The organism is Campylobacter sp. BCW_4323 (genome assembly GCF_001763115.1).
Taxonomy (GTDB): domain Bacteria; phylum Campylobacterota; class Campylobacteria; order Campylobacterales; family Campylobacteraceae; genus Campylobacter_D; species Campylobacter_D jejuni.
The window spans coordinates 95,609-122,500 of sequence record NZ_MJYC01000080.1 but is presented as its reverse complement, the minus strand read 5'-3'; the positions used below and the strand labels follow the sequence as shown (position 1 = coordinate 122,500).

Below are 26,892 nucleotides of genomic sequence, written 5' to 3'. Positions count from 1 at the left end.
CGGCCGAGCACTCTAAATAGACTGCCTTCGTAAGGAGGAGGAAGGTGTGGACGACGTCAAGTCATCATGGCCCTTATGCCCAGGGCGACACACGTGCTACAATGGCATATACAATGAGACGCAATACCGCGAGGTGGAGCAAATCTATAAAATATGTCCCAGTTCGGATTGTTCTCTGCAACTCGAGAGCATGAAGCCGGAATCGCTAGTAATCGTAGATCAGCCATGCTACGGTGAATACGTTCCCGGGTCTTGTACTCACCGCCCGTCACACCATGGGAGTTGATTTCACTCGAAGCCGGAATACTAAACTAGTTACCGTCCACAGTGGAATCAGCGACTGGGGTGAAGTCGTAACAAGGTAACCGTAGGAGAACCTGCGGTTGGATCACCTCCTTTCTAGAGTACAAAGTAATAAGTCTCACCACTATTACTTCAATATATAAACTCAATTGATTCTTGTTTAGATTTCAAAGATTGATGATAAAGCTAATTGTTTATGGGGAATTAGCTCAGCTGGGAGAGCGCCTGCTTTGCACGCAGGAGGTCAGCGGTTCGATCCCGCTATTCTCCACCATTTATTAAGGGCCTATAGCTCAGCTGGTTAGAGTGCACCCCTGATAAGGGTGAGGTCACAAGTTCAAGTCTTGTTAGGCCCACCATAAAAAAGATTTGAATAAAAAAGCTTTAAAATCTAAAGCAAGTATATAAAGTAGATTAAATATAAAATATAAACTCTATATTCAGATTTACTTTTATCTTTAACTATAAAAGAATATACTTTAAATAGATATAAGTAGCATATACATTATGTATTTATATTTATAATGATTATATTAATATATATACTTCCTTTAGGTTTTAAACCTAAATGTTCTTTTTAATTATCATTGTTAAGAGTCACAAGCAAGTTTTAATAAAAACAATTTTACAGGACTTGTTAAAGGATAAAACCTATTTATCTTTTCTTTGGTTTAACTTATATCTTTTAATTATCTTTATTTCTATAATAAAGAGAATATTAGATTTAAGATTTATAAATTAAAGACAAGTTTCAAACTCACAGCTTAGTTGAGACTAAATCATTTAGTTTTATATTAAGTGTTTGAATGCTTTCCGTCTTAAGATAAAGAAGTCTTATCATAAAAACTTTAACAAGGAAGTGATGCGTTTTAGAATCAATAATAAAAGGTAGAAGTTAGATTATATCTAACTTTTATGCAAATTGTTTTTTTAGTGATTAAGAATTGAAGCTTTATCTACATTAATTTTTTAATGAATGTTTAGTTTATTTCGTTTTAAGTCTAATATCTTTTAGGTTGGCGGGGTAGGCCTTTAGCTTTGGTTCTTTAAGATGAGCCTTGCTCATTTGCTAAAAGAACATCAAAAGGTAAGCTACTAAGAGCGAATGGTGGATGCCTTGACTGGTAAAGGCGATGAAGGACGTACTAGACTGCGATAAGCTACGGGGAGCTGTCAAGAAGCTTTGATCCGTAGATTTCCGAATGGGGCAACCCAATGTATAGAGATATACATTACCTATATAGGAGCGAACGAGGGGAATTGAAACATCTTAGTACCCTCAGGAAAAGAAATCAATAGAGATTGCGTCAGTAGCGGCGAGCGAAAGCGCAAGAGGGCAAACCCAGTGCTTGCACTGGGGGTTGTAGGACTGCAATGTGCAAGAGCTGAGTTTAGCAGAACATTCTGGAAAGTATAGCCATAGAGGGTGATAGTCCCGTATGCGAAAAACAAAGCTTAGCTAGCAGTATCCTGAGTAGGGCGGGACACGAGGAATCCTGTCTGAATCCGGGTCGACCACGATCCAACCCTAAATACTAATACCAGATCGATAGTGCACAAGTACCGTGAGGGAAAGGTGAAAAGAACTGAGGTGATCAGAGTGAAATAGAACCTGAAACCATTTGCTTACAATCATTCAGAGCACTATGTAGCAATACAGTGTGATGGACTGCCTTTTGCATAATGAGCCTGCGAGTTGTGGTGTCTGGCAAGGTTAAGCAAACGCGAAGCCGTAGCGAAAGCGAGTCTGAATAGGGCGCTTAGTCAGATGCTGCAGACCCGAAACGAAGTGATCTATCCATGAGCAAGTTGAAGCTAGTGTAAGAACTAGTGGAGGACTGAACCCATAGGCGTTGAAAAGCCCCGGGATGACTTGTGGATAGGGGTGAAAGGCCAATCAAACTTCGTGATAGCTGGTTCTCTCCGAAATATATTTAGGTATAGCGTTGTGTCGTAATATAAGGGGGTAGAGCACTGAATGGGCTAGGGCATACACCAATGTACCAAACCCTATCAAACTCCGAATACCTTATATGTAATCACAGCAGTCAGGCGGCGAGTGATAAAATCCGTCGTCAAGAGGGAAACAACCCAGACTACCAGCTAAGGTCCCTAAATCTTACTTAAGTGGAAAACGATGTGAAGTTACTTAAACAACCAGGAGGTTGGCTTAGAAGCAGCCATCCTTTAAAGAAAGCGTAATAGCTCACTGGTCTAGTGATTTTGCGCGGAAAATATAACGGGGCTAAAGTAAGTACCGAAGCTGTAGACTTGCACACAACTTAGATTATTTAAGTTTAGAATATAAAAAACTAAGTTATATGTTTTAAGTTATATTTTTACTGATTTTTATAGAGTAAAGATAGAAATAAAACTTAGTAAAATCAGTAAAAATATTCTTGGTTTAAAGTTTAAGTAGTTTAAGTTGTGTGCAAGTGGTAGGAGAGCGTTCTATTTGCGTCGAAGGTATACCGGCAAGGAGTGCTGGAGCGAATAGAAGTGAGCATGCAGGCATGAGTAGCGATAATTAATGTGAGAATCATTAACGCCGTAAACCCAAGGTTTCCTACGCGATGCTCGTCATCGTAGGGTTAGTCGGGTCCTAAGTCGAGTCCGAAAGGGGTAGACGATGGCAAATTGGTTAATATTCCAATACCAACATTAGTGTGCGATGGAAGGACGCTTAGGGCTAAGGGGGCTAGCGGATGGAAGTGCTAGTCTAAGGTCGTAGGAGGTTATACAGGCAAATCCGTATAACAATACTCCGAGAACTGAAAGGCTTTTTGAAGTCTTCGGATGGATAGAAGAACCCCTGATGCCGTCGAGCCAAGAAAAGTTTCTAAGTTTAGCTAATGTTGCCCGTACCGTAAACCGACACAGGTGGGTGGGATGAGTATTCTAAGGCGCGTGGAAGAACTCTCTTTAAGGAACTCTGCAAAATAGCACCGTATCTTCGGTATAAGGTGTGGTTAGCTTCGTACTAGGATTTACTCCGAAAGCGAAGAAACTTACAACAAAGAGTCCCTCCCGACTGTTTACCAAAAACACAGCACTCTGCTAACTCGTAAGAGGATGTATAGGGTGTGACGCCTGCCCGGTGCTCGAAGGTTAATTGATGGGGTTAGCATTAGCGAAGCTCTTGATCGAAGCCCGAGTAAACGGCGGCCGTAACTATAACGGTCCTAAGGTAGCGAAATTCCTTGTCGGTTAAATACCGACCTGCATGAATGGCGTAACGAGATGGGAGCTGTCTCAAAGAGGGATCCAGTGAAATTGTAGTGGAGGTGAAAATTCCTCCTACCCGCGGCAAGACGGAAAGACCCCGTGGACCTTTACTACAGCTTGACACTGCTACTTGGATAAGAATGTGCAGGATAGGTGGGAGGCTTTGAGTATATGACGCCAGTTGTATATGAGCCGTTGTTGAGATACCACTCTTTCTTATTTGGGTAGCTAACCAGCTTGAGTTATCCTCAAGTGGGACAATGTCTGGTGGGTAGTTTGACTGGGGCGGTCGCCTCCCAAATAATAACGGAGGCTTACAAAGGTTGGCTCAGAACGGTTGGAAATCGTTCGTAGAGTATAAAGGTATAAGCCAGCTTAACTGCAAGACATACAAGTCAAGCAGAGACGAAAGTCGGTCTTAGTGATCCGGTGGTTCTGTGTGGAAGGGCCATCGCTCAAAGGATAAAAGGTACCCCGGGGATAACAGGCTGATCTCCCCCAAGAGCTCACATCGACGGGGAGGTTTGGCACCTCGATGTCGGCTCATCGCATCCTGGGGCTGGAGCAGGTCCCAAGGGTATGGCTGTTCGCCATTTAAAGCGGTACGCGAGCTGGGTTCAGAACGTCGTGAGACAGTTCGGTCCCTATCTGCCGTGGGCGTAAGAAGATTGAAGAGATTTGACCCTAGTACGAGAGGACCGGGTTGAACAAACCACTGGTGTAGCTGTTGTTCTGCCAAGAGCATCGCAGCGTAGCTAAGTTTGGAAAGGATAAACGCTGAAAGCATCTAAGCGTGAAGCCAACTCTAAGATGAATCTTCTCTAAGCTCTCTAGAAGACTACTAGTTTGATAGGCTGGGTGTGTAATGGATGAAAGTCCTTTAGCTGACCAGTACTAATAGAGCGTTTGGCTTATCTTTAATAAAGCATCACTTCCTTGTTAAGGTTTTTAAGAAGACTTTGAATATAGATAATATTTAGAGTTTAATAGAAATCTTTCAAGTAAAGTTTATATTAGAACTTGCTCTTAACATTGTTTTTTAAGTATTCTATATAAAAACTTATTAAAGATAAAAGATAAGTAAAGAAGAAAGAGAATAAAGAAAAAAGTAAAGAAATGAAAGATTAAGCTTTATTTTTTAAATTCAATCTTTCAAAGAATATTTAAATAACAATGTCCGTGATTATACAGATGTGGAAACGCCTTGCTCCATCCCGAACCAAGAAGCTAAGCACATCGTGGGTGATGATACTACGCCTTACTGGCAGGGGGAAAGTAGCTCATTGCGGACTTGTTAAATATCTTCATTACTTACTTTATATATAAATCCTATGTTTATTTTTATTGTTGTTTTAGATGATGCTTAGAATTGTGTTTAAAAAAGAGTTTGTTGCTGGTTAGGGTTTTTAGAGAGAATAGGGTGTTTTTAGGGGTTTGGAAGGTTTAGTATATTTATATGGATTGTATAATAAATTAAATTTTATTCACACATTCTTTAAAAACTTTTCCACGCTCTGCGTAAGAGTTAAACTGATCTAAACTTGCACAAGCGGGACTTAAAAGAGCTACTTCATTGATTTTTAAGTGATTTGAAATTTCATTTACAGCTTTAGATAAAACTTCACATTTATAGGCTTTCAAATTCGCTTTTTTTGCATAATCAAGCATTTTTTCACTACTAACACCTATAACATAGAGTTCTATATCAAATCCTTTCATAAAATCAAATAAATTGCTAAGATCTACACCCTTATCATCTCCCCCTATGATAAGATGGATTTTTTTATCTTTATAGCGACTAAGTGCAGCCATTACCGCACTTTCATTTGTAGCTTTAGTGTCGTTTATCCAAAGCCTATTTTGACTGTCTTTAAGCTCTTCGAGTTTATTTTTTTCCATTACAAAGCTATTTAAAAGCTCATAGCTTAAAGTATCAAGTAGAATTTTTTCTATAGCTAAAGCCATGATAGCATCGAGTAAAAAAGGACTTTTAAAGGAAATTTTTTCCGTATTAATGCTAAACTTAATAGCTAGATCTTTTTCATCTTCGTAGCTTATTACATGAGCCTTTGTTGGAGTATTTGCATAAATTTTAGGCAGTATTGCTACATCACATTCATTCATTCTTTTTAAAACACTTAGCTTATTTTGAACATAGTTGTCAAAACTTCCATGCCAAGAAAGATGATCAGGACTTATAGGTAAAAGTGCATAAATTTCAGGTTTAGCTTTATGAGTATAGTGTAGGGTGAAAGATGAAGTTTCAAGTATCCAAAGTTTTACATAAGGATCAAGCTCTGCTAAAGGAGTTCCAACATTTCCACCCATAACAGCGCCAATGTGTGATAATAAATGTGTAGTCATTTGCGTGGTGGTGGTTTTGCCATTGGTTCCGCTTATCCAAACGGATTTTGGCATGATATCATAAAAAAAGTCATATTCGCTTTGTAAATTTTTTGCTTTTTGAATGAGTTTGTGCTTTGGTGGAAAACCTGGACTAGGAATTTCAATATCGCTTAAATTATCATCAAAATCATTAGGATTTAAAAGTAAATTTCCTAGTGTATCTTTTTTTGTTTCTGTAAAATGATCATCATAGATATCAAAAGGTCCAAATTTATCTACCAAATTTTCAGCAATAGCACGTGTGGTTTTTCCGTATCCAAAAAGTGAAATTTTCATTATCTTAGCTTTATTGATGCAAGTGCAAGTAAATTTGAAAGTAGAGCTATCATCCAAAAACGCACTATAATTTTATTTTCTACCCAGCCAACTTTTTCAAAATGATGATGAATAGGTGCCATTTTAAAGACTCTTTTATTAAAAATTTTAAAACTTCCAACTTGTAAAATTACAGAAACAGTTTCAAGAACAAAAACAAAACCTATGAGTAAAAGTAAAATTTCATTTTTGCTAATGATAGCTAAAAATCCTATGAATCCACCTAAAGCTAAACTTCCGCTATCCCCCATAAAAACCTGCGCAGGATAACAGTTGTACCATAAAAATCCCATTAAAGCACCGATTAATGCAGCACAAATAATCACCACTTCACCAAGTCCTTGAATTTTTGGCAAAAGTAAATATTCACTATAATTTAAATTCCCGCTCAAATATAAGAATATCCCTAAAGTAGATAAAGAAAAAATACTTGGAACTGTAGCTAAGCCATCAAGTCCATCGGTTAAATTTACAGCATTAGAGCTAGAAATTAAAACCAAAATCCAAAAAGCAATGGCAAAAATTTCCATATCAAAAAGAGGGTGTTTGTAAAAAGGTATAAAAAGTTCCGTGCTGAGCTCTGAACTAAAATATAAAGGTAAGATGCAAATAAGTCCAGCGATGATTTGTGCTAAAAGCTTCATTCTTGGACTAAGTCCTGAATGATTATCTTTTTTTAGAACTTTGCCTAAATCATCTATGAGTCCTATCAAACAAAAAAGTATCAAACAAAGTAAAGCGCTTATAGCAAAAATATTATCAAATTTGATACAAAATAAACTTGCAATTACTGCAGAACTGATGAAAATAAGCCCACCCATGGTTGGAGTATGACATTTGGTTTTATGAGTTTCTGGGGCGTATTCGTAAATAGGTTGACTAGCATTTTTAGTCTTTGCCCAAGTAATAAATTTAGGCATTAAAAATAAAGACAAATATAAAGCGATAAAAAATGCAAATCCTGCACGCACACTAATATAAGTAAAAAAAGCATAATGACTTAAATCTGAAAGGTAATACAAAATCTAGCCTTCTTTTTGGTTTTTAAAAGTTTAATTTTAGTAAAATCTAACCAAAAAAATTCTTATAAAAGAGAGAAAAATGAAGCAAAAATGCGTTTTAATTATCACAGATGGAATAGGGTATAATAAGAATAGTAAGTTTAATGCTTTTGAAGCAGCTAAAAAACCAAGTTATGAAAAGCTTTTTAAGGAGGTCCCAAATTCTTTACTAAAAACGAGTGGTTTGGCTGTAGGTTTACCAGAAGGGCAAATGGGAAATAGCGAAGTAGGGCATATGTGTATAGGAAGTGGGCGTGTTATTTATCAAAATTTAGTGCGTATTAATAAAGCCATTGAAAACAAAGAGCTTGAAAAAAATGAGAATTTACAAAAACTTTTAGCAAAATGTAAAAGAGTACATATTATAGGGCTTTATAGCGATGGCGGGGTGCATTCTATGGATACGCATTTTAAAGCCATGCTTGAAATTTGTGCGAAAAATGGCAATGAAGTTTTTGCTCACGCAATCACTGATGGGCGTGATGTAAGCCCAAAAAGTGGCTTAAATTTCATAAAAGACTTAAAAGGATTTTGTGAAAATTTAGGCGTGCATTTTACTACACTTTGTGGGCGTTTTTATGCTATGGATAGAGATAAACGTTGGGATAGGGTAAAAGAATATTATGAGTGTTTGTTAGGTAAGGCTTATAAGGTGCCAAATTTATTAGAATATCTACAAAAATCTTATGATGAAAATATTACTGATGAGTTTATTAAAGCGGTGCAAAATGAGAATTACAAGGGTATGAGAGAAGAAGATGGCATTATCTTTATCAATTTTAGAAATGATAGAATGAAACAACTCGTTGAAGTGTTAAATTCTAAAGATTTTAAAGAGTTTGAACGAGAAAAAGTCTTCGAAAATTTACTTACTATGAGTGTTTATGATGATAAATTTAAACTCCCTGTACTTTTTGAAAAAGAAAAAATTGAAAATACCTTAGCCCAAGTGATTTCTAAAGCAGGGCTTAGTCAGCTTCATACTGCAGAAACCGAAAAATATGCTCATGTAACTTTCTTTTTTAATGGCGGGAAAGAAGAGCTTTTGGAAAATGAAACAAGGGTTTTAATCCCAAGTCCTAAGGTAAAAACTTATGATACAAAACCCCAAATGAGCTCTTTTGAAGTGTGTGATGCAGTGAAAAAAGGTATAGAAAAGGGCGAAGACTTTATAGTGGTAAATTTTGCAAATGGAGATATGGTTGGACATACAGGCGATTTTAATGCTGCTATAAAGGCTGTTGAAGCGGTGGATACTTGTTTGGGCGAGATTGTAGAATGTGCAAAAAAGCATGATTATGCTTTTATCATTACAAGCGATCATGGAAATTGCGAAGCTATGCAAGATGAAAAAGGAAATTTGCTTACCAATCATACCACTTTTGATGTTTTTGTTTTTGTGCAAGCAAAGGAAGTTTCAAAGATTAAAGATAATATGGGGCTGAGTAATATAGCTGCAAGCGTGCTTAAAATTTTAGACTTAGAAATTCCAAAAGAAATGAATGAGGCTTTGTTTTAGTTTGTTTGTCTTTTTTATAAGAAATTTGTTAAGATTGCAATTTTTAAAATTAAACTTATTAAGGATAGATAATGAAATTTAGTGGAAAAAATGTTTTAATTACTGGAGCAAGTAAGGGAATAGGTGCTTCTATCGCAAAAACTTTGGCAGGTTTTGGGCTTAAAGTTTGGATCAATTATCGTTCAAAACCTGAACTTGCAGATGCTTTAAAAGATGAAATTATTGCAAGTGGTGGCGTTGCTGCTGTGATTAAATTTGATGCAAGCAAAGAAGATGAGTTTGAAAATGGTGTAAAAACCATAGTGGAGAGCGATGGAGAGTTAAGTTATCTTGTAAATAACGCAGGCGTTACAAATGATAAACTTGCTTTAAGAATGAAATTAGAAGATTTTAGTGGCGTTGTGGATACGAATTTAAGCTCAGCTTTTTTAGGTTGTAGAGAAGCTTTAAAAACCATGAGTAAAAAACGCTTTGGTGCTGTTGTAAATATCGCTTCTATTGTCGGAGAAATGGGCAATGCTGGACAAGTAAATTATTCTGCTAGTAAAGGTGGAATGATAGCTATGACTAAATCTTTTGCTAAAGAAGGAGCAAGTAGAAATTTACGCTTTAACTGTGTAACTCCAGGTTTCATAAAAAGCGATATGACTGAAGTTTTAAGCGATGAAATCAAACAAACCTATCAAGATAATATCCCTTTAAAACGCTTTGCAGAACCTGAAGAAGTGGCTAATTGTGTAGCATTTTTACTTAGTGATTATGCCTCTTATGTGACAGGCGATGTACTTAAGATCAATGGTGGTTTATATATGTAAGGAAAAATGATGGATTTAAAAGAAATAGCACAATTTTTAGATGATAATGCACCGGCATTTTTAGCCACTTTAGGAACTTGTGGAAATCCTAGAGTGCGTCCTATACAAAGTCCATTGCTTGTGGGAGATAAAATTTATTTTTGCACAGCAAACACAAAAGGACTTTTTAAGCATATAAAAAATTATAATGGTATTGAATTTTGTTCTTGTGCAAAAGATGATACTTTTTTAAGACTTAGAGCTAATGCAGTTTTTGAATCAAATTTAGAAGTTAAAAAAATGATGTTTGAAAAATATCCTTATCTTGTAAATCTTTATGAAACTCCACAAAATTCAAAATTTGAAGTTTTTTATCTCGATAATCTAAGCGCTAGAATGCAATTTATGAATGGAGAATTTAAGCTTTTTAAAGCTTAATGATTTGATAATTTTATTAACTATATATTAATTAAGATAAATATTATCTTAATTAATGTTAACTTTTTGTTATTTTTTTAAAGTATAATCATTCCGTTTAATTTGCAAGGAATAGATTATGATATATTGCAAAAATTTTTTAATATTTATTTTATTATATTCATCTATCTTCTTTGATTACTTATCTTATGCTTTTTTATATTTATTAAATTATAAATTTATTTTTAATCCATTTTATATTGAAAGGAGAGTTTGTTTTTGGATTTTTGGCATGCGGTTATGTAAGATTGACTTACATTAAAAATTATTATTAATTTTTTAAATAAGGAGAATGATATGGGTGAATTTTCTAGAAGAGATTTTATAAAAACAGCCTGTATTAGTGTAGGAGCTTTAGCTGCAAGTTCAAGTGGAGTTTATGCTTTAGATGATTCATCTAAGATAGATAAAGATGCAAATTTACCTTCTTGTGATGTTTTGGTAATTGGATCAGGTGGAGCAGGTTTGCGTGCTGCAGCCGCAGTGAGAAAAGAAAATCCAAAATTAAGCGTTGTAGTAGCTACAAAGATGATGCCATCGCGTAACGCAACTTGTATGGCAGAGGGTGGAATTAATGGAGTTACTGATTTTTCTAATGGAGATTCCTATAAATTACATGCTTATGATACTATCAAAGGCGGAGCTTATTTGGTAGATCAAGATGCGGCTTTAAAATTTTGTGAATTAGCTGGAAAGGCTATTTTTAATATGGATTTTATAGGAACCTTGTTTTCAAGAAATGAACAAGGTGGAGTAGCTCAGCGTTTAATGGGAGGAGCTTCTAAGAAACGCTGTAACTATTCTGCAGATAAAACAGGTCATATTTTAATGCATTCTTGTTTAGATGATGCTATTAGTAGCGGTGTGAAATTTTTAATGGATCATGAGCTTTTGGATATAGGTGTTGTGGATGGAAAATGTGAAGGTGTCGTTTTAAGAGATATACAAAGCGGTGGAATTTATCCTGTGTTATGTAAAGCTTTGGTAATTGCTACAGGGGGATATACAAGGATATTTTATAATAGAACTTCAACTCCTTTTATTGCCACAGGAGATGGTGTGGCAGCTGCTCTTAGAGCAGGACTTGGTTTTGAAGATCCTGAGATGATACAATTTCACCCAACAGGAGTTGCAAATGGTGGAACTCTTATTACAGAAGCGGCGCGCGGTGAAGGGGGATATCTTTTAAATAATCGTGGTGAGCGTTTTATGAAAAATTACCATGAAAAAATGGAGCTTGCACCGCGAGATGTGGTTGCGCGTGCTATAGAAACAGAAATTCGTGAAGGTAGAGGTTATGGTGAGGGACTTGGAGCTTATGTTTTGTGCGATGTACGCCACTTAGGAAAAGAAAAAATTTTAAAAGATTTACCAAAAATTCGTCACACTGCAATGCTTTTTGAAAATATTGATTTAGTAGATACTCCTGTACCTATCCGTCCAACGGCGCATTATTCTATGGGTGGAATTGAAGTGGCTAAATTTGAAGATATGAGTACTAAAATTGCTGGAATTTATGTAGGTGGAGAAGCTTCTTGTATTTCTATACATGGAGCTAATAGACTAGGGGGAAATTCTTTAGCCGATGCAGTTGTAACGGGGCATTTAGCAGGTATTGGTGCGACAAATTATGCCAAAGATGCAAGTTTTGGAAAAGGGGTAAAAACTCATGAACTTGCTCAAAAATGGCAGGCTAGATTTAAAGAAATTACAAATAATGGCGGAAATGGTCAAGAAATGTATGAATTGCGAGAAGAGCTAGGAAGTCAAAATTGGGATAATATGGGGATTTTTAGAACTCAAGAAAAACTCGATCTTCTAGCAAAAAATTTAGAAGATATACAAGCAAGATATGAAAAAATTCGTATTCCAAATCCTAATGAAGTGATGAATACTGCTTTTACAGATTATGTAGAGCTTGGTAATTTGATTTTACTTTCTCGCTGTGCTTGTTTAGCAGCTAGAAATAGACTTGAAAGTCGTGGGGCTCATACTAGAGAAGATTATCCAAAGCGAGATGATAAAAATTTCTTAAAACATAGCATTGTAAATTTAGAAAATGATGAATTAAAGCTTAGTTATAAAGATGTCGTGGTAACTGAGTTTTCACTTGATGGAAGGAGAGTACAATGAAAATCATCATAGATCGTTTTAATGGCAAGGAAAAATATGAACAAAGTTATGATATTGATGATAAGGATATACAGGGAAAAACTCTACTCTCTCTTTTGCTTTTTATTAAAAAAACAAAAGATATTACTCTAAATTTTACCGCATCTTGTCAATCTGCGATTTGTGGGGCTTGTGCAGTTCGTGTGAATGGGCATTCTTATCTTGCTTGTGATACTAAAATGCAAGATTTGTTAAAAGAATATGATAATCCTTCAAGTATACGCATTTCTCCGCTTGGAAATTTTAGAGTAATTTCTGATTTAATTGTGGATTGGGAGCCTTCTATAGAAAATTTAAGAAAAATTCGTCCTGCCATGGTGGCAAAAAATGAATTTTCAGCGGAAAAGGGCTGTAAACAAAGTCAAGAAGAATTTGATCGTATTAGCAAGCAATGGGATTGTATTTTATGTGGTAGCTGTGCTTCAGAGTGTAATAAATTAGAAGCAGATAGTAGCGATTATATGCAACCTTTTGTTTTTACTCATGCTTGGCGTGCAGCGGCAGACTCTCGAGGTAAGGATCCTATGTTGCATGTAAAACCTAGTGTAATGAATGGACTTTGGCTTTGTGTTCATTGTCAAGAGTGCGCTGATCGTTGTCCAAAGGGTATAAGTTCAGTAAGTGATATAGCAAATTTAAGAGTGATGGCGATTAAAAAAGGTTTAAATGAAGGCTTAGGGCCTGATCATGCTGAAGCTTTTTATAAAGATTTAGTTGAAGGTTCAGGACGTTTGAATGAAATTTATCTTGCTTTGCGTTCTGAGGGTGTTATAGGTTCTATGGGCAAAACAGATATAGCTTTTAAACTTATGCGCGCAGGAAAAATGAATCCTATGCATGTTTTTGGCGAGGATGAAATAGAAGGGCATAAAGATTTGGTTAAAATGATAAAGGCGGCACAAGAAGCTGCTGTTAAGGAGTAAAATATGCAAAAAGAATACGCTTTTTTTCCAGGTTGTGTTTTATCTCAAGCTGCAAAAGAATCTAAAATTTCACTTGAAGCTATTGCACCTATTTTGGGTTGGAAGTTGAATGAAATTAAGGGATGGAGTTGTTGTGGAGCTTCTCAAGCGCAGTGTGTTGATCCTATTGCGACTTTGGTAGCTAATGCAAGAAATATTGCTTTAGCAGAAGAGATGAAAATGCCAATGCTTACAACTTGTAGTACTTGTATGCTAACTTTAACTAAAGCAAAAAATACTCTTGATAAGGGTGCAAAAGAACGCATAAATACTTTTTTAGCACAAGGTGGAATGAAATATCAAGGTTCAACGCCTATTACAAGTCTTTTGTGGGAGCTTTATGAGGATTTGGATAATTTAAAAAGCAAGGTGAAAAAGCCGCTTTCAAATTTAAAAGTAGCTTTATTTTATGGTTGCCATAGTTTAAGACCTGAAGATGCTTTCGGTAAAAAAGAAAGTTCAACCAATCCAAAAAGTTTTGAAAGTGTAGTAGAAGTTTTAGGGGCTAAAATAGTTCCTTTTGAAAAACGCCTTGATTGTTGTGGTTTTCATGCTTCTTATCCTGCAGAAAAATCTGTGAAAAAAATGTCTAGTCAAATTGTCAATAATGCAAGTGAAAATCAAGCCGATTGTGTTGTAACACCTTGTCCACTTTGTCAAATGCAGCTTGATATCTATCAAGAAAGATTTCAAGATTATACTAATTCTAAAGCAAGATTGCCTATTATTCATTTATCACAATTAGTAGGACTTGCATTAGGACTTTCTAAAGAAATGGTTGGTTTAGATTATAATATTATTAATGCAAGTAAAATTGCATAAAAACATGGGCAAAAAGCCCATGTTTAAAGATTTAATTCCATTCTTAAAGAATGCTCCTAAAAAGCCACTTCCAAGCGTGTTACAGTATGAAAAATTTCGCTGAGTTTTTGGAATTTTTGTACACTAACACTTGAAGTATAAGAATTAACAAAATCTTCAAATTCTTTAGCTTCATTTTGAAAATTTTCACTTCCATAGGTCAAAATCCATTCTTTGTAAGGATGATCTTTTAAATTTTCATTTTTTAAACGATTTATAATTTCAGCACCTATTTTTGCATAGCCTATAACGCAAGCACTAAGAGCAACTAACATATCTAAAAAATCTCCATTTTCACCTACGCTTAACATATAACGCGAATAGGCTATATTGACTAAACTTTCATTTTTTGTATCGAGTTCATCTGCATTAATGCCAAGAGATAAAATTGCACGATGAAGTTCCATTTCTCCTTCAACTATATAATTTTGGAATTTCATAGCAAAACGAAGTTCTTTTGCAGTATTTGAGTTAAGTGCTAATCTTGCATAACATTTTGCGTAATTAAGCAAATAAATATAATCTTGCTTGAGATAAAAAAGAAAATTTTCTTGCTTTAAGCTTTTATCTTCTAATTTTTTAACAAAATCATGATGTAGATAAGCATCCCAAATTTTTTGATTTTCTTTGATTAAATTAGAGAAAAGCATCATTTTTCCTTTATGTTTTAATATTTTATTTTCAAGTATAATGAAAAACTATAAATATTTTAAGCTTTTTATAGTAAAATACGCTTTATTTTAATTTTTTGAAGGAGAACAAATGGCAACATTTGATGATGTAAAAGCAGTAGTAATAGAGCAATTAAGTATTGATGCAGATGCAGTTAAAATGGAATCAAAAATTATTGAAGATTTAGGTGCTGATTCTTTAGATGTTGTAGAGCTTATTATGGCTTTAGAAGAAAAATTTGAAGTAGAAATTCCAGATAGTGATGCTGAAAAATTAATTAAAATTGAAGATGTTGTAAATTATATTGACAATCTAAAAAAATAATTTTTTTCTTGCAAGGAGCTTATTCTTGAAAAGAGTTGTAGTTACAGGTATTGGTATGATCAATGCCCTTGGTTTAGATAAAGAAAGTTCATTTAAAGCAATTTGCAATGGAGAAAGCGGAGTAAATAAAATTACTCTTTTTGATGCCACAGACTTTCCTGTTCAAATTGCAGCTGAAGTTAAAAATTTTGATCCATTAGAGGTTGTTGATGGCAAAGAAGTAAAAAAAATTGACCGTTTCATACAACTTGGAATTAAAGCAGCAAGAGAAGCAATGCAGGATGCTGGATTTAGCGAAGAATTAGACAAAGAAGAATTTGGCATTGTTTCGGCTGCTGGTATTGGAGGTTTGCCTAACATAGAAAAAAATTCCGTTATTTGTTCCGAGCGAGGTCCGCGTAAAATTTCCCCTTTTTTCATACCTTCAGCACTTGTAAATATGTTAGGAGGTTTGATTTCTATAGAGCATGGACTTAAAGGGCCAAATATTTCTTGTGTTACAGCTTGTGCAGCAGGAACTCATGCTATAGGAGAAGCTTATAAAAGTATAGCTTTGGGAAATGCTAAAAAGATGTTAGTCATAGGCGCAGAAGCTGCGATTTGTCCTGTGGGTATAGGTGGTTTTGCTTCAATGAAAGCTTTATCAACTAGAAATGAAGATCCACAGCATGCTTCAAGACCATTTGACAAAGAAAGAGATGGTTTTGTCATGGGAGAAGGTGCTGGAGCTTTGGTTTTTGAGGAATATGAAGAGGCTAAAAAACGCGGTGCTACAATTTATGCTGAATTAATTGGATTTGGAGAAAGTGCAGATGCGCATCATATTACTTCACCAACTTTAGATGGACCTTTAAGAGCTATGAAAAAAGCTTTAAATATGGCAGGGAATCCAAAGGTAGATTATATCAATGCACATGGAACTTCAACTCCTGTAAATGACAAAAATGAAACCGCAGCAATTAAAGAGCTTTTTGGCAATAATATCCCGCTTATAAGTTCCACCAAAGGACAAACAGGCCATTGCTTGGGTGCTGCAGGTGCAATTGAAGCAGTTGTTAGTGTTATGGCTTTAAGAGACGGGGTAGTTCCGCCTACAATCAATCAGCTTGTAAAAGATAATGAATGTGATCTTGATTATGTTCCAAATATATCAAGAAAAGTAGATTTAAAAGTGGTGATGAGCAATTCTTTTGGTTTTGGTGGCACAAATGGCTGTGTTGTATTTAAAAAAGTAGATTAATATGGCTTCTTATTTAGATTTTGAAAAAAATATTCAGCAAATTGACGAGGACATTATCAATGCTCAGATTAAAGGAGACACTGAAGCTGTATCGATTTTAAAGAAAAATCTTGAAAAAGAAATTTCTAAAACTTATAAGAATTTAAGTGATTTTCAACGTTTGCAATTAGCACGTCATCCAGATCGCCCTTATGCTCTTGACTATATTGAACTTATTTTAAATGACGCTCACGAAATACATGGTGATCGTGCCTTTAGAGATGATCCTGCTATTGTTTGTTTTATGGGTTATTTAGGAGAGAAAAAAATAATTGTAATTGGTGAGCAAAAAGGACGTGGAACAAAAGATAAAATCGCTAGAAATTTTGGGATGCCACATCCTGAAGGATATCGTAAAGCCTTAAGAGTAGCAAGACTTGCAGAGAAATTTCAAATTCCTATTTTATTTTTGATAGATACTCCAGGTGCTTATCCTGGAATAGGTGCTGAAGAAAGAGGGCAAAGTGAAGCTATCGCTAGAAATTTATATGAATTAAGTGATTTGAAAATACCGACCATTGCTATAGTTATTGGAGAAGGCGGTAGTGGCGGGGCGTTAGCTATAGGGGTTGCAGATAGACTTGCAATGATGAAAAATTCTGTTTTTTCAGTAATTTCTCCTGAAGGTTGTGCTGCAATACTTTGGAATGATCCTGCAAAAAGTGAAGCTGCAACCAAGGCTATGAAGGTAACGGCTGATGATTTAAAATCTCAAGGTTTAATTGATGATGTTATAGATGAGCCTACAAATGGTGCACATCGTAATAAAGAAGCTGCAGCAGTAGCTATTGCTGATTATGTAAAAAAATCTCTAAATGAACTTGAAAATATTGACGTACGAGAACTTTCTGCAAATCGTATGCAGAAAATTTTAAAGCTTGGAGCCTATCAAGAGGCTTAGGCTTTTACTTCGCTTTTTTAAATAATTTTATTATTTATAATTGTTATCAAAATTAAGTTAATTAAAAGTATTCTTTTTTTATACTTCAAAAATGATTTTAAATATCAAAATAATTATTTTTAAAGGAATTAATTTGACTCAAATCAAAAATATGAAATTTAAAAAAAGTTTACTGTGTTTTTTAATTTTATCTGGAGTTTTATTGAAAGCAGAGGAAAAATATCAACTTGATGATGTTGTGGTTAGTGCTAGTGGTTTTGAACAAGATTTGGTTGATGCGCCTGCTAGTATTTCTATCATTACAAAAGAAGAGCTTGAAAAAAAGCCAATTAAGGATATAGGAGAGGCTATAGGAGATATTCCAGGTGTAGATGTGACTATGAATAAAACAGGCACTTATGATTTTAGCATACGAGGTTTTGGTAGTTCTTATACTCTAGTTTTAATTGATGGAAAACGTCAAAGTGTTGCAAATGGGTTTTATGATAATGGTTTTGGTGGCAGTGAGTCAGGATATCTGCCACCTTTGTCTATGATAGAGCGTATTGAGGTTATACGTGGTCCAGCTTCTACGCTTTATGGCAGTGATGCTGTAGGCGGTGTGATAAATATTATCACTAAGAAAAATCCTGATAAAACTGAGGCAAATATAGAATTTAACACTCTTTTGCAACAGCACTCTAATCACTATGGCAATGCTGGGGGATTTAATGCTTATGTAGCAACTCCTTTGATTGAAGATACATTATCAATTTCTGCAAGGTTGAAGTATTATGATAAGGTAGCTTCTGATTTAAAATGGCCTACACCGGTTTGGAATGGTGATCAACAAAGACCTGATAATTACCAAATTGCTAGTCATAGTCCAGGTGCTTTTACTAGCTTGGGTTTTGGTTCTAGGCTTAATTGGACAGTAAATGATAAAAATAATATATATTTTGATATAGAGCGATATATTAATGAAATTTCGGTGAATTCTACAAGTAGTAGGGCTATTAAAAGCGAAAGGCAACTGTTTAAAGATAATATTGTTTTAAATCATGATGGTAATTATGATTTTGGTTTAACTAGCTCATATTTACAATATGGTAGCACTAAGGATAAGGAGTTACATAGTCAAATTTGGGTAGGAGAAGGTAAGGTTGTTTTACCTTGGAATTTAGGTCAATACGGTAATTTAGTAAATACCTTTGGTGCAAGGATTGATTATGAGATGTTAAAAAATGATCAAGCAAGCGCAGGTAGTCAAATAAGAGGTAAAAAACTTGATCAAACCACGGTTGCACTTTATGGGGAAAATGAGTATTTTATAACCGATGATTTGATTTTTACTACAGGTTTGCGTTATATTTATAGCAATTTGTTTGATTCTGAATTTACCCCTAGGATTTATTTGGTTTATCACTTAAATGATAATATAGCCTTTAAAGGAGGTGTTTCAAAAGGCTATAAAACTCCTGCTGTCAAGCAGTTGACAAATGGATATTATAATTATGCCAATAATAATGCTTATTTTGGAAACCCTGACTTAAAACCAGAAGAAAGTATAAATTATGAATTGGGTGTTGATTTTAGGGTATTTGATTTTGCACATTATTCTATCACAGGATTTATTACTGATTTTACAAATCAAATCAGTAGTGAAGATTTAACAGGTATGCAAAATGGTATTAATTGTAACAATACCACTGTTTGCACTCGTCCTATTAATCTTGGAAAAACACAGACTAAAGGTGTAGAATTTGCATTTAATACCAAAACTTACAATGGCTTTAGCCTAAATTCAAGTTATACTTTTATGGATAATCGCTACAAAGATGGTCAAAAAAATTGGTTTGGTGGTGATAGAATAGAAAATTTACCAAGGCATATAGCAATGTTAAAATTAAACTATGAGCGAGGTAAATTTAGTTCCTATATAAAAACACGGGCAAGACTTGATACTATAGCTAAAGCAAAAGGTGGCGGTAATGGTAGTCTGCCATGGCAAAAATATAAGCCTTTTTATATAGTAGATTTAGGGATAAATTATAAAATTAATAAGCAATCTAGCTTAAGTTTTGCAGTGCAAAATCTTTTTGATAAAAATTTCTTCGATCCTCAAGTTACTAAATGGGATGGGGCTAATCCTGCTGGATATGCAAATCGTTATCAAGACTATACAGAAGGAAGGAGTTTTTGGTTGAGTTATAAATATGATTTTTAATTTTTTAAGGCTTTAATCATCTTTATATTTTCAAAAAAGCAAAAATAAAGTACAATGTGAAAAATAAATAAAAGGTTTTATTATGGCGTTTAAAAATTTAAAAGAACTTTCTTTTGAAAAATCAAATTATATTAAGCCTAAGAGATTTGCTTATGAAAGTAATGGTAAGTTTTGTACTTGGGATTTTATAGAATCTAAAGATAGTGTTTCAGTGCTTTTGTATCATAAAGAATTAGAAAGTTTTATTTTTGTACGCCAATTTCGCATACCACTTTGGTATCATCAAATGCATGATAAAGATTATGTAAAAGATGATAATATGGGCTATACTATAGAGCTTTGTTCAGGACTTGTAGATAAAAAATTATCTTTAGAGGAAATAGCAAAAGAAGAATGTATAGAAGAACTAGGGTATGCTCCTAGAAATTTAGAAAAAATAGGAGATTTTTATACAGGGTTTGGTTCAGGTGTAAGCAAGCAAAGCTTTTATTTCGCAGAAGTTGATGAAAAAGATAAAATTTCTTCTGGAGGTGGAGTTGGTGATGAAGAGATTGAAGCTGTTTATGTTAAGGTGCAGGATTTTGAAAAAAAATGTAAAAATATGATAAGAACGCCTTTGCTTGATTTTGCTTATATGTGGTTTTTAAAGGAAAAGTGGGGAAAATTAAAGATTATTTAGGTTAAACCTTAAAAAGGTTCAACCTAGGATTTTAATGATCTGACTCATCAAGCATTTCTTTAAATACATTGAAAAGATCAAGCGATGCATTTTCAGCAACTTCACATTTATTAATTATGCTGTGTTGAGTAATATCTTTGCTAATATCTTCTGTATTTGCTATTGTTATAGCATTATTCATATTTTCATGAACTTTTTCATGTGGCTCGTTAATTTTTAAGAAGCTTTTATTTTGCCCAAATCTTTCTTTTCCAGTGCTAGCAAGCCATTTTCCTAAGCGACAAGATGTATGATCGGCTAATTGCTTTCCTGATTTGGAAAAAATTTCTTTATAAGCATTTAGTTTAAAAGCTATATGATCTAGTTTTGCTAAAGATACGAAAGCTTCTGAAGCGATACCAACTGCATTTGAATTGGTAGAATGCGCTTCATTTACTAAGTGAGTAAATTTTTCGGAAAAACTCATAATATGAGCATTAGAATCTATAGAAATTTTTTCAACTTGCTCACTTTGAGTATACATTTCATTTGCATTTTGCTTTAAAAGGTTGATATTCATTTCAACTTCTGTGGTTGCTTTTTGTGTTTTTTCAGCTAGTTTTCTTACTTCATCAGCAACAACAGCAAAACCACGCCCATGTTCACCTGCGCGTGCAGCTTCTATAGCAGCGTTAAGAGCTAAAAGATTGGTTTGATCGGAAACATCTTTAATTAAATTGATTACATTAGTAATTTCATCAACACTTCTATGCAATGTTCCTGCAACATCTCTTGTTTTATTGGCTGATTCTGTAATATCCCCTAAGGAAGCATTGATAGAATTAGCAATATGGTTAAGTTCATCCATTTCAGCAAGAGAAGTTTTAGAATAGCTAGAGATAACTTCTGCCTTATTTACATTTTCTAACATATCGCCTTGAACAATAGTAATATTTTTTAAAACCCCAGTTAATAAAACATTTAAAAGATCTGTTTTAAGTTTAGACTCTAAAGCCGCTTGTTCTAATGATGTAATTTTATTTTTTAATTCTAAATTTTCCGATTGAAATTTTTCAATTTTATGTGCAAGATTTTTATTTTCTTCTTCAAGTTTTTGAAGATCAGAATGGTTTATTTTACTTCCAAACATTGTTTTGCCTTATTTTTTATAATTTGCTAGATATTGGCTAAGTTCATCTTTTACATGAAGCTTTTCTTTTTTTAAGGTTGAAATTTCCATGCTGCTAAGAGAAGTTCTACCTTCTTCTGCATCTTTAATCATGTCATCAAGTTCATTATGACGATCAAATAGTTTATCAAAATGAGCATCTTTACCTTTTAGCTCTGACATTAATTCTCTATATTCATGTAGCATAAACTCTCCTTGTATTAGTGAAATTTAAAATTCATTTAATAAGGTATTTTACACTATTAAAAGATATTTTTGGCTTAAAAAATAATAAACTTAATAATAATTTTTAAATGTGTGTTATATAAGTGATTTATTAAATTTTATTTTTAAATTTGAAATATTAAAATTGAGGAATAAATCCTCAAAATTATTTAGAATTTTGTTTTTTTAGAGTTCTCAGAGTAGAAGCTGCAATTCTCATTTTTCTCGTGGTGCCATCTTCTAAAGTTACACGAACTGTTCTGAGATTAGGTAAAAAGCGTCTTTTTGTTTTATTGTTAGCATGGCTGACATTATTACCCACCATTGGACCCTTGCCTGTGATTTGACATACTCTTGCCATTTTCTTGTCCTTATGAAAATTTTTAAATGGAGATTTTATCAAAATTAAGCTTAAAATATTCCATAATTTATAGTTTTTTTAATATATAAGTCGATAAAATATTATTTATCACATTTATATATACTTTAAGGTTTTGATCATGTATGTAGCTCCAAGTTTATTGTCTGCAAATTTTTTGAAATTAGAAGAAGAAGTTAAAGCTATTGAAGCTGCAGGTGCAGATCTTTTACATATTGATGTAATGGATGGACACTTTGTTCCAAATTTGACTTTTGGACCTTGCGTGATCGAAAAAATTTCAACTATTAGTAAGTTGCCATTAGATGTGCATTTGATGGTTAAAGATGTAAGTAAATTTATAGATCTTTTTATCCCTTTGAAACCAAAATTCATTTCTTTTCATATGGAAAGCGAAGTTCATCCTATAAGACTTTGTGAATATATAAGAAGTCAAGGAATCCATCCTGCTATTGTTTTAAATCCGCACACTCCTATTGATTCTATTAAACACATGCTAGAATTTGTAGATATGGTACTTTTAATGAGTGTTAATCCTGGATTTGGTGGACAAAAATTTTTACCTTTGGTGCATGAAAAAATCAAAGAATTGCGCCAAATGATTGATAAAAAAAATGCTAAAGTTTTTATAGAGGTTGATGGTGGTGTTAATGGTTTAAATGCTAGCGATTTAGAAGAATCCGGAGCTGATATTTTGGTGGCTGGAAGTTATATTTTTTCTTCTAATGATTATAAAACTGCAATTTCATCTTTAAAGCTTGAATTTTGAGTTTGCAGCAAATTGATCAGATTATTTCTATATTAAATAAGCAAAGCAAGCCTTATGATTGGGTGATGCAAGAGTTTGCCAAAGTTGAAGAATTAAAAAATTTTGATTTAGATTTGGAAACTTTTGAGCTTTTGGGTTTGGGTTTAACTTTGAATAAAGATAATATTTTTACCCTTAAAACACGCACAACAAAAATTAAAGATGAAATTTTTTGCATAGTAGATATAGAAAGTACTGGCGGTGTAAGTAAGGGGGAAATTTTAGAAATTGGAGCAGTAAAAATTCAAAATTCTAAAGAAATTGGACGCTTTCAAAGTTTTGTTAAAGTAAAAGAAATTCCAGAAAATATAACCGAACTTACGGGTATTACTTATGAGATGGTGGAAAATGCTCCAAGTTTAGCAAAGGTTTTAAGTGATTTTAGGCTTTTTTTAAAAGACAGTATTTTTGTAGCGCATAATGTGCGTTTTGATTATAGTTTTATTTCTAAGGCTTTAAATGAGTGTGGTTTTGGCATTTTGCTTAATCGTCGTATTTGCACTATAGAATTTGCACAATGTTGCATAGAAAGCCCAAGATACAAACTAGAAGTTTTAAAAGAGCTTTTGGGTATAGAAAATGCACATCATAGGGCTTTAGATGATGCTTTAGCAGCTGCTGAAATTTTTAAATATTGCCTTGGAAAACTTCCTTATCATATAAAAACTACAGAAGAACTTATAAATTTTACAAAGACTGCACGCATAAAGCAAAAATAAATATTTAAAGTGTATAATTAAAACATAAATGACGGGAGCTTGTGTAACAGGCTGAGAGTAAGCTAAAAGCTTAGACCGAACCGGATCTGGATAATGCCAGCGTCGGGAAGATTTATAAATTTCAATACTTTAAAAATTTATACTCACCCTTCATTTATCCAAATTTTTTAAAGGATAAATTTATGAAAACTCAAATGAATTATGCCAAACAAGGTATTTTTACTAAAGAAATGCAGATTGTTGCACAAAAAGAAAATTTAAGTAAAGATTTTTTGCTTGAAAATATTGCTTGCGGTAAAATTATTATCCCTGCAAATATCAACCATAAGAGTCTTGATCCAAATGGTATAGGCTTTGGACTTCGAACTAAGGTTAATGTAAATTTAGGAGTTTCAAATGATTGCGTTGATTATAGCGAGGAAATGAAAAAAGTAGAGCTTGCTCATAAATTTGATATAGAAGCAATTATGGACTTAAGTAATTATGGCAAAACAAGTCGTTTTAGAGACGAGCTTGTTAATGTTTCAAAAGCTATGATAGGAACAGTTCCTGTATATGATGCAGTAGGATTTTTAGAAAAAGATTTAAAACAAATTGGTGCTAAAGACTTTTTAGATGTTGTATATCATCATGCTAAAAGCGGGGTTGATTTTATGACAATTCATGCAGGTATTAATTCTCGCGCTGCGCATATTTTTAAACAAAGTAAAAGACTTACAAATATAGTTTCAAGAGGAGGCTCTGTGCTTTATGCTTGGATGATGATGAAAGATGCTGAAAATCCTTTTTTTGAGTATTATGATGATTTGCTTGACATTTGTTTAAAATACGATGTAACTTTATCTTTGGGCGATGCTTTGCGTCCTGGCTCTACTCACGATGCAAGTGATAGGGCGCAAATTTCAGAGCTTATAGAATTATCACTCCTTACTCAAAGAGCTTGGGATGTTGGGGTTCAAGTAATGATAGAAGGTCCAGGGCATATGGCTATTAATGAAATAGAGGCAAATATGCAATTAGAAAAGCGTTTATGCAAAGGAGCGCCTTTTTATGTCTTAGGCCCTTTGGTAGTAGATATTGGCGCAGGGTATGATCATATCAGTGGTGCTATTGGAGGAGCTGTGGCTGCAGCTAATGGTGCTGATATGCTGTGTTATGTAACACCAGCTGAACACTTAAGACTTCCAAATTTAGAAGATGTCAGAGAGGGTATAGTTGCAACTAAAATTGCAGCTCATGCAGGAGATATAGCTAAACTTCCAAAAGAAAGAGCAAGAGATGATGAGATGAGTAAGGCTAGGCAAGAGATAGATTGGGAAAAAATGTTTAAACTCGCTATTGATGGAGAAAGGGCCAAAAAAATGTTTAATGAGCGTCGCCCTGATGATTTAAACTCATGTTCTATGTGTGGAAAAATGTGCGCAATGAATACTATGAATCAAATTTTAAAAGGTGAAGATGTGAGTTTAGCTTGAATAAACTTTGAGAGTAAGATCTATAGAGATGCCTTGCTCTCCTGCTTTAAGATTAAGTGGATAATCAAGCTTGATTAAGTTATTATAGTTTTTTAGAGCATCAATAAAATCATAAAGCCTTCTAGGATTGTTCATTGTCGCTTTAATGGCTAAGCGGTTTTTTAGATATTTTTCTTGTTTTTCGGGCTTAGTTTCTTGAATTTTTACATTTTGAAAATATTTTTGTAAAAAAATATCAAAATTTCCTATATTAAAATTTTGCTCAAATTGCTCTAAACTTTTGTTGTTTTCGCTTCTTAGAGTTGATATTTTATCTTCACTAAAGTCAAATTTTAATTTAGCGGCTTTTAAGATAGCAAGTTGTGAGTTTTCTCTAAGATTTGCTTGTTTATAATTTTTTAATGTCGGTAAAAGTAAAAATAAGATCAAGGCTGTGCAAACGCTTATAAAACTTAACGCGCAAATGATAAGCTTTAATAAATCAATTTCTTCTAGACTTTTATCTTTCATCTGCAACTCCTGGAATTTGTTTACTAATACTAACAAAACGATACCACCCATTATCTAAGCGATAATAGGTTGTATAGCTTTGATCAAAGATGCTTTTTAAAGGGGTTTCTAAAAGTAGAGTAAACATTTCTCTTGTAGGAGTGACTCCGATAAGTTTTAAGGAATATTCGTCTTGTTCAACGCTTTCAAGAGTAATGTTATCAGTTTTGACAATAATATCAAATAGATTTCTTAAGCTTTCTTTAACAATTTGATTTTGAGTGTTAAAATTTTTCGCTATTTGGCTTTGATCAAATAAAATTTCATAAAGCATTTCATTTTGCTTAGTTTGATTTTGAAGCACTATAACTTGTTGTTTTTCATCATCGATAGAGCTATTGATTAATGCAATTTTTATTGTATATGTAAAATATACTAGCAAGATAAATAATATACTAAAACCAAAAATTCCTAGCCAAATTTTATCAAAGAGTGTGAAAATAGGTTTTTTTCTTGGCTGTATGAAGCTATAAGTCATTTAAGCTCCTTTCGCATCAATTCTATCATAAGATCTAAGGCGTTGATTTGTTTCGTTTTTATCTCTAAAAAAGTTTCACTTTCTAAAAAATCAATAGCACTTATGTTAATATCTGATTCGCTATATAATAAAATACCATTGATAAATACCCCAGCATATTTATCATCATTGTAAAATTTTTCAATGCTCGTAATAATATAACGGCAAAGTTCCATATCATTGCTAAATTGATTTAATTCATCAAGATTAAAATTATCATTATTATCCAAAGTTTCAAGATTATTTTCTTGATCAAGTAGATCAAATTTATTATTTAAGGCTTCATTGAAGTTATCTAAGGTAACTTCGGTATCATCGTTGTTGTTTTCAATTTCTTGATTATCTTCTGATGGAAGTTCAAGTTCTAAACCTAATTCTTGCTCAAATATTTTAAAATCACCGTATAAGATAGTATTGCCTTTAGCAACAATAATTGCCAAAAGATGTCCTTGTTTAAATCCATAAAGTAAAATTTGATCATCAGGCTGTTTTTCTTTTTGTATATTGTAGTAAAGAAGGGCAAAAGGGGAATATAAAAAATCTAAACCTCTATATTCTTCAAAAAGCTCGCTATAATATTCCACATGTTCGGTAGCCGTATAAACAAGGGCATTATTAAACAAAATATGCTGTAAGCTGATTTTTCCTATATTAAAGTGCTCACAATCTTGAATATTTGTACTAGGTATTAATCCTTGTTCTTTGGCGTCTAAAAATAAAGCAGTGTGGTAAAATAAGAAATGCTTACTTAAATTTTTTATGTATTCTAATAAATTTTCACTTTTATCAAAAGTTTTTTCATTACTACTGATTAGTTTATTTCCTCTGTAAATAGAAGCTTTTACAATATTTTTTTTATCTTCTAAAATAATACTAATAAAAAGTTGTGGAAATATTTTTTTAAGTAAAAATAACAT

Annotated in this window: 24 protein-coding genes, 2 tRNA genes, 3 rRNA genes, 1 pseudogene and 1 riboswitch (1 of these 31 running past the window's edge); of the genes and pseudogenes, 20 read left to right on the top strand and 10 right to left on the bottom strand. The window is 33.5% G+C overall.

The window, feature by feature from the left end; all coding sequences use genetic code 11:
- The 5 genes from AJN60_RS08335 to rrf all read left to right on the top strand — a co-directional run.
- A 16S ribosomal RNA gene (locus tag AJN60_RS08335) occupies positions 1-399 on the top strand; it begins 1,113 nt to the left of the window's first position.
- Positions 400-501: 102 nt separating this feature from the next.
- Positions 502-577, top strand: a tRNA-Ala gene (locus AJN60_RS08330).
- A gap of 8 nt (positions 578-585) precedes the next feature.
- Positions 586-662 (top strand) — tRNA-Ile (locus AJN60_RS08325).
- Positions 663-1,388: 726 nt separating this feature from the next.
- Positions 1,389-4,447 (top strand): 23S ribosomal RNA (locus AJN60_RS08320).
- A gap of 256 nt (positions 4,448-4,703) precedes the next feature.
- A 5S ribosomal RNA gene (gene rrf, locus AJN60_RS08315) occupies positions 4,704-4,820 on the top strand.
- The 16S, 23S and 5S rRNA genes sit together here with 2 tRNA genes alongside, the layout of an rRNA operon.
- A 181-nt stretch (positions 4,821-5,001) precedes the next feature.
- On the opposite strand, the gene murD is transcribed toward rrf, so the two are convergent.
- Positions 5,002-6,210, bottom strand: a complete 1,209-nt coding sequence (murD, locus tag AJN60_RS08310) for a UDP-N-acetylmuramoyl-L-alanine--D-glutamate ligase (RefSeq protein WP_070286243.1) — start codon at positions 6,208-6,210, stop codon at positions 5,002-5,004.
- Positions 6,210-7,271, bottom strand: a complete 1,062-nt coding sequence (gene mraY / locus AJN60_RS08305) for a phospho-N-acetylmuramoyl-pentapeptide-transferase (RefSeq protein WP_070286242.1) — start codon at positions 7,269-7,271, stop codon at positions 6,210-6,212. Before mraY ends, murD begins: the two co-directional genes overlap by 1 nt.
- Positions 7,272-7,350: 79 nt before the next feature.
- Here mraY and gpmI point away from each other — a divergent pair, with 79 nt between their 5' ends.
- The 7 genes from gpmI to sdhE all read left to right on the top strand — a co-directional run bounded on the left by gpmI (position 7,351) and on the right by sdhE (position 14,056).
- Positions 7,351-8,829 (top strand): 2,3-bisphosphoglycerate-independent phosphoglycerate mutase, encoded by a 1,479-nt coding sequence (gene gpmI, locus AJN60_RS08300; protein WP_070286241.1) that lies wholly within the window; start codon positions 7,351-7,353, stop codon positions 8,827-8,829.
- Complete coding sequence (locus AJN60_RS10105; RefSeq protein ID WP_079861413.1) at positions 8,813-8,911, top strand: 3-ketoacyl-ACP reductase; 99 nt, start codon at positions 8,813-8,815, stop codon at positions 8,909-8,911. The genes gpmI and AJN60_RS10105 overlap by 17 nt, the downstream gene beginning before the upstream one ends.
- Positions 8,901-9,644 (top strand): 3-oxoacyl-ACP reductase FabG, encoded by a 744-nt coding sequence (gene fabG, locus AJN60_RS08295; protein WP_002870134.1) that lies wholly within the window; start codon positions 8,901-8,903, stop codon positions 9,642-9,644. Before AJN60_RS10105 ends, fabG begins: the two co-directional genes overlap by 11 nt.
- Positions 9,645-9,650: 6 nt before the next feature.
- Positions 9,651-10,061: a pyridoxamine 5'-phosphate oxidase family protein gene (locus tag AJN60_RS08290; protein ID WP_079861568.1), complete on the top strand. Its 411-nt coding sequence runs from the start codon at positions 9,651-9,653 to the stop codon at positions 10,059-10,061.
- Positions 10,062-10,397: 336 nt separating this feature from the next.
- Positions 10,398-12,233, top strand: coding sequence for an 8-methylmenaquinol:fumarate reductase flavoprotein subunit (sdhA, locus tag AJN60_RS08285; protein WP_070286239.1), 1,836 nt, complete (start codon positions 10,398-10,400; stop codon positions 12,231-12,233).
- The gene (sdhB, locus tag AJN60_RS08280) at positions 12,230-13,195 is read left to right on the top strand and encodes an 8-methylmenaquinol:fumarate reductase iron-sulfur subunit (RefSeq protein WP_002854950.1); all 966 of its coding nucleotides are present in this window, start codon (positions 12,230-12,232) and stop codon (positions 13,193-13,195) included. The genes sdhA and sdhB overlap by 4 nt, the downstream gene beginning before the upstream one ends.
- A 3-nt stretch (positions 13,196-13,198) precedes the next feature.
- The gene (gene sdhE / locus AJN60_RS08275) at positions 13,199-14,056 is read left to right on the top strand and encodes an 8-methylmenaquinol:fumarate reductase membrane anchor subunit (protein WP_002871171.1); all 858 of its coding nucleotides are present in this window, start codon (positions 13,199-13,201) and stop codon (positions 14,054-14,056) included.
- A 56-nt stretch (positions 14,057-14,112) separates the two neighbouring features.
- On the opposite strand, the gene tenA is transcribed toward sdhE, so the two are convergent.
- On the bottom strand, positions 14,113-14,748 hold the full coding sequence (gene tenA, locus AJN60_RS08270; RefSeq protein WP_079861569.1) for a thiaminase II: 636 nt from the start codon (positions 14,746-14,748) through the stop codon (positions 14,113-14,115).
- A 109-nt stretch (positions 14,749-14,857) separates the two neighbouring features.
- On the opposite strand from tenA, the gene acpP reads away from it, so the two are divergent.
- The 5 genes from acpP to AJN60_RS08245 all read left to right on the top strand — a co-directional run bounded on the left by acpP (position 14,858) and on the right by AJN60_RS08245 (position 20,156).
- On the top strand, positions 14,858-15,091 hold the full coding sequence (acpP, locus tag AJN60_RS08265; protein WP_002871173.1) for an acyl carrier protein: 234 nt from the start codon (positions 14,858-14,860) through the stop codon (positions 15,089-15,091).
- Between the two features lie 25 nt (positions 15,092-15,116).
- Positions 15,117-16,331, top strand: coding sequence for a beta-ketoacyl-ACP synthase II (locus AJN60_RS08260; protein ID WP_070243548.1), 1,215 nt, complete (start codon positions 15,117-15,119; stop codon positions 16,329-16,331).
- A 1-nt stretch (position 16,332) separates the two neighbouring features.
- Positions 16,333-17,271 (top strand): acetyl-CoA carboxylase carboxyltransferase subunit alpha, encoded by a 939-nt coding sequence (locus AJN60_RS08255; RefSeq protein ID WP_002854780.1) that lies wholly within the window; start codon positions 16,333-16,335, stop codon positions 17,269-17,271.
- A 151-nt stretch (positions 17,272-17,422) separates the two neighbouring features.
- Positions 17,423-19,477, top strand: a complete 2,055-nt coding sequence (locus AJN60_RS08250) for a TonB-dependent receptor domain-containing protein (RefSeq protein ID WP_070286245.1) — start codon at positions 17,423-17,425, stop codon at positions 19,475-19,477.
- An 82-nt stretch (positions 19,478-19,559) separates the two neighbouring features.
- Positions 19,560-20,156 carry an NUDIX domain-containing protein gene (locus AJN60_RS08245; RefSeq protein WP_044778825.1) on the top strand — a complete coding sequence of 199 codons (597 nt, stop codon included), beginning with the start codon at positions 19,560-19,562 and terminating at the stop codon, positions 20,154-20,156.
- Positions 20,157-20,187: 31 nt separating this feature from the next.
- Here AJN60_RS08245 and AJN60_RS10195 read toward each other — a convergent pair whose 3' ends face one another.
- The 4 genes and pseudogenes from AJN60_RS10195 to rpmB form a co-directional block, all read right to left on the bottom strand.
- The gene (locus tag AJN60_RS10195; protein WP_373604568.1) at positions 20,188-20,622 is read right to left on the bottom strand and encodes a CZB domain-containing protein; all 435 of its coding nucleotides are present in this window, start codon (positions 20,620-20,622) and stop codon (positions 20,188-20,190) included.
- Positions 20,620-20,874 (bottom strand): annotated as a pseudogene (locus tag AJN60_RS10190) (methyl-accepting chemotaxis protein); the annotation flags it as partial. The gene AJN60_RS10195 and the pseudogene AJN60_RS10190, both read right to left, overlap by 3 nt.
- Before the next feature lie 420 nt (positions 20,875-21,294).
- Positions 21,295-21,510: a YdcH family protein gene (locus AJN60_RS08235; protein ID WP_002855201.1), complete on the bottom strand. Its 216-nt coding sequence runs from the start codon at positions 21,508-21,510 to the stop codon at positions 21,295-21,297.
- Positions 21,511-21,694: 184 nt separating this feature from the next.
- On the bottom strand, positions 21,695-21,889 hold the full coding sequence (rpmB, locus tag AJN60_RS08230) for a 50S ribosomal protein L28 (protein WP_002854974.1): 195 nt from the start codon (positions 21,887-21,889) through the stop codon (positions 21,695-21,697).
- 139 nt (positions 21,890-22,028) lie between these two features.
- Between rpmB and rpe the strand changes: the two genes are divergently transcribed.
- From rpe to thiC, 3 genes are all read left to right on the top strand, one after another.
- Complete coding sequence (gene rpe, locus AJN60_RS08225) at positions 22,029-22,676, top strand: ribulose-phosphate 3-epimerase (RefSeq protein WP_002859889.1); 648 nt, start codon at positions 22,029-22,031, stop codon at positions 22,674-22,676.
- The gene (locus AJN60_RS08220) at positions 22,673-23,434 is read left to right on the top strand and encodes a 3'-5' exonuclease (RefSeq protein ID WP_044779802.1); all 762 of its coding nucleotides are present in this window, start codon (positions 22,673-22,675) and stop codon (positions 23,432-23,434) included. The genes rpe and AJN60_RS08220 overlap by 4 nt, the downstream gene beginning before the upstream one ends.
- Before the next feature lie 21 nt (positions 23,435-23,455).
- Positions 23,456-23,560, top strand: a riboswitch (TPP riboswitch).
- Between the two features lie 56 nt (positions 23,561-23,616).
- On the top strand, positions 23,617-24,909 hold the full coding sequence (gene thiC, locus AJN60_RS08215) for a phosphomethylpyrimidine synthase ThiC (protein WP_070286237.1): 1,293 nt from the start codon (positions 23,617-23,619) through the stop codon (positions 24,907-24,909).
- On the opposite strand, the gene AJN60_RS08210 is transcribed toward thiC, so the two are convergent.
- Genes AJN60_RS08210 through AJN60_RS08200 form a run of 3 tightly spaced genes read right to left on the bottom strand, consistent with a single transcriptional unit; the run spans position 24,901 to position 26,892 of the window.
- The gene (locus AJN60_RS08210; RefSeq protein WP_002867617.1) at positions 24,901-25,419 is read right to left on the bottom strand and encodes a hypothetical protein; all 519 of its coding nucleotides are present in this window, start codon (positions 25,417-25,419) and stop codon (positions 24,901-24,903) included. The two genes, thiC and AJN60_RS08210, sit on opposite strands and share 9 nt — an antisense overlap.
- Positions 25,409-25,936 carry a hypothetical protein gene (locus AJN60_RS08205; protein ID WP_070286236.1) on the bottom strand — a complete coding sequence of 176 codons (528 nt, stop codon included), beginning with the start codon at positions 25,934-25,936 and terminating at the stop codon, positions 25,409-25,411. Before AJN60_RS08205 ends, AJN60_RS08210 begins: the two co-directional genes overlap by 11 nt.
- On the bottom strand, positions 25,933-26,892 hold the full coding sequence (locus tag AJN60_RS08200; protein ID WP_070286235.1) for a clan AA aspartic protease: 960 nt from the start codon (positions 26,890-26,892) through the stop codon (positions 25,933-25,935). The genes AJN60_RS08205 and AJN60_RS08200 overlap by 4 nt, the downstream gene beginning before the upstream one ends.

Coding starts and splice junctions, on each gene's coding strand:
- AJN60_RS08200 (WP_070286235.1), bottom strand. CDS start 26,892: ATGTTATTTTTACTTAAAAAAATATTTCCACAACTTTTTATTAGTATT.
- AJN60_RS08205 (WP_070286236.1), bottom strand. CDS start 25,936: ATGACTTATAGCTTCATACAGCCAAGAAAAAAACCTATTTTCACACTC.
- murD (WP_070286243.1), bottom strand. CDS start 6,210: ATGAAAATTTCACTTTTTGGATACGGAAAAACCACACGTGCTATTGCT.
- AJN60_RS08245 (WP_044778825.1), top strand. CDS start 19,560: ATGGCGTTTAAAAATTTAAAAGAACTTTCTTTTGAAAAATCAAATTAT.
- rpe (WP_002859889.1), top strand. CDS start 22,029: ATGTATGTAGCTCCAAGTTTATTGTCTGCAAATTTTTTGAAATTAGAA.
- thiC (WP_070286237.1), top strand. CDS start 23,617: ATGAAAACTCAAATGAATTATGCCAAACAAGGTATTTTTACTAAAGAA.
- AJN60_RS10105 (WP_079861413.1), top strand. CDS start 8,813: ATGAGGCTTTGTTTTAGTTTGTTTGTCTTTTTTATAAGAAATTTGTTA.
- AJN60_RS08250 (WP_070286245.1), top strand. CDS start 17,423: ATGAAATTTAAAAAAAGTTTACTGTGTTTTTTAATTTTATCTGGAGTT.
- fabG (WP_002870134.1), top strand. CDS start 8,901: ATGAAATTTAGTGGAAAAAATGTTTTAATTACTGGAGCAAGTAAGGGA.
- AJN60_RS08255 (WP_002854780.1), top strand. CDS start 16,333: ATGGCTTCTTATTTAGATTTTGAAAAAAATATTCAGCAAATTGACGAG.
- gpmI (WP_070286241.1), top strand. CDS start 7,351: ATGAAGCAAAAATGCGTTTTAATTATCACAGATGGAATAGGGTATAAT.
- sdhE (WP_002871171.1), top strand. CDS start 13,199: ATGCAAAAAGAATACGCTTTTTTTCCAGGTTGTGTTTTATCTCAAGCT.
- tenA (WP_079861569.1), bottom strand. CDS start 14,748: ATGATGCTTTTCTCTAATTTAATCAAAGAAAATCAAAAAATTTGGGAT.
- AJN60_RS10195 (WP_373604568.1), bottom strand. CDS start 20,622: ATGAGTTTTTCCGAAAAATTTACTCACTTAGTAAATGAAGCGCATTCT.
- rpmB (WP_002854974.1), bottom strand. CDS start 21,889: ATGGCAAGAGTATGTCAAATCACAGGCAAGGGTCCAATGGTGGGTAAT.
- AJN60_RS08210 (WP_002867617.1), bottom strand. CDS start 25,419: ATGAAAGATAAAAGTCTAGAAGAAATTGATTTATTAAAGCTTATCATT.
- AJN60_RS08290 (WP_079861568.1), top strand. CDS start 9,651: ATGATGGATTTAAAAGAAATAGCACAATTTTTAGATGATAATGCACCG.
- sdhA (WP_070286239.1), top strand. CDS start 10,398: ATGGGTGAATTTTCTAGAAGAGATTTTATAAAAACAGCCTGTATTAGT.
- AJN60_RS08235 (WP_002855201.1), bottom strand. CDS start 21,510: ATGCTACATGAATATAGAGAATTAATGTCAGAGCTAAAAGGTAAAGAT.
- sdhB (WP_002854950.1), top strand. CDS start 12,230: ATGAAAATCATCATAGATCGTTTTAATGGCAAGGAAAAATATGAACAA.
- acpP (WP_002871173.1), top strand. CDS start 14,858: ATGGCAACATTTGATGATGTAAAAGCAGTAGTAATAGAGCAATTAAGT.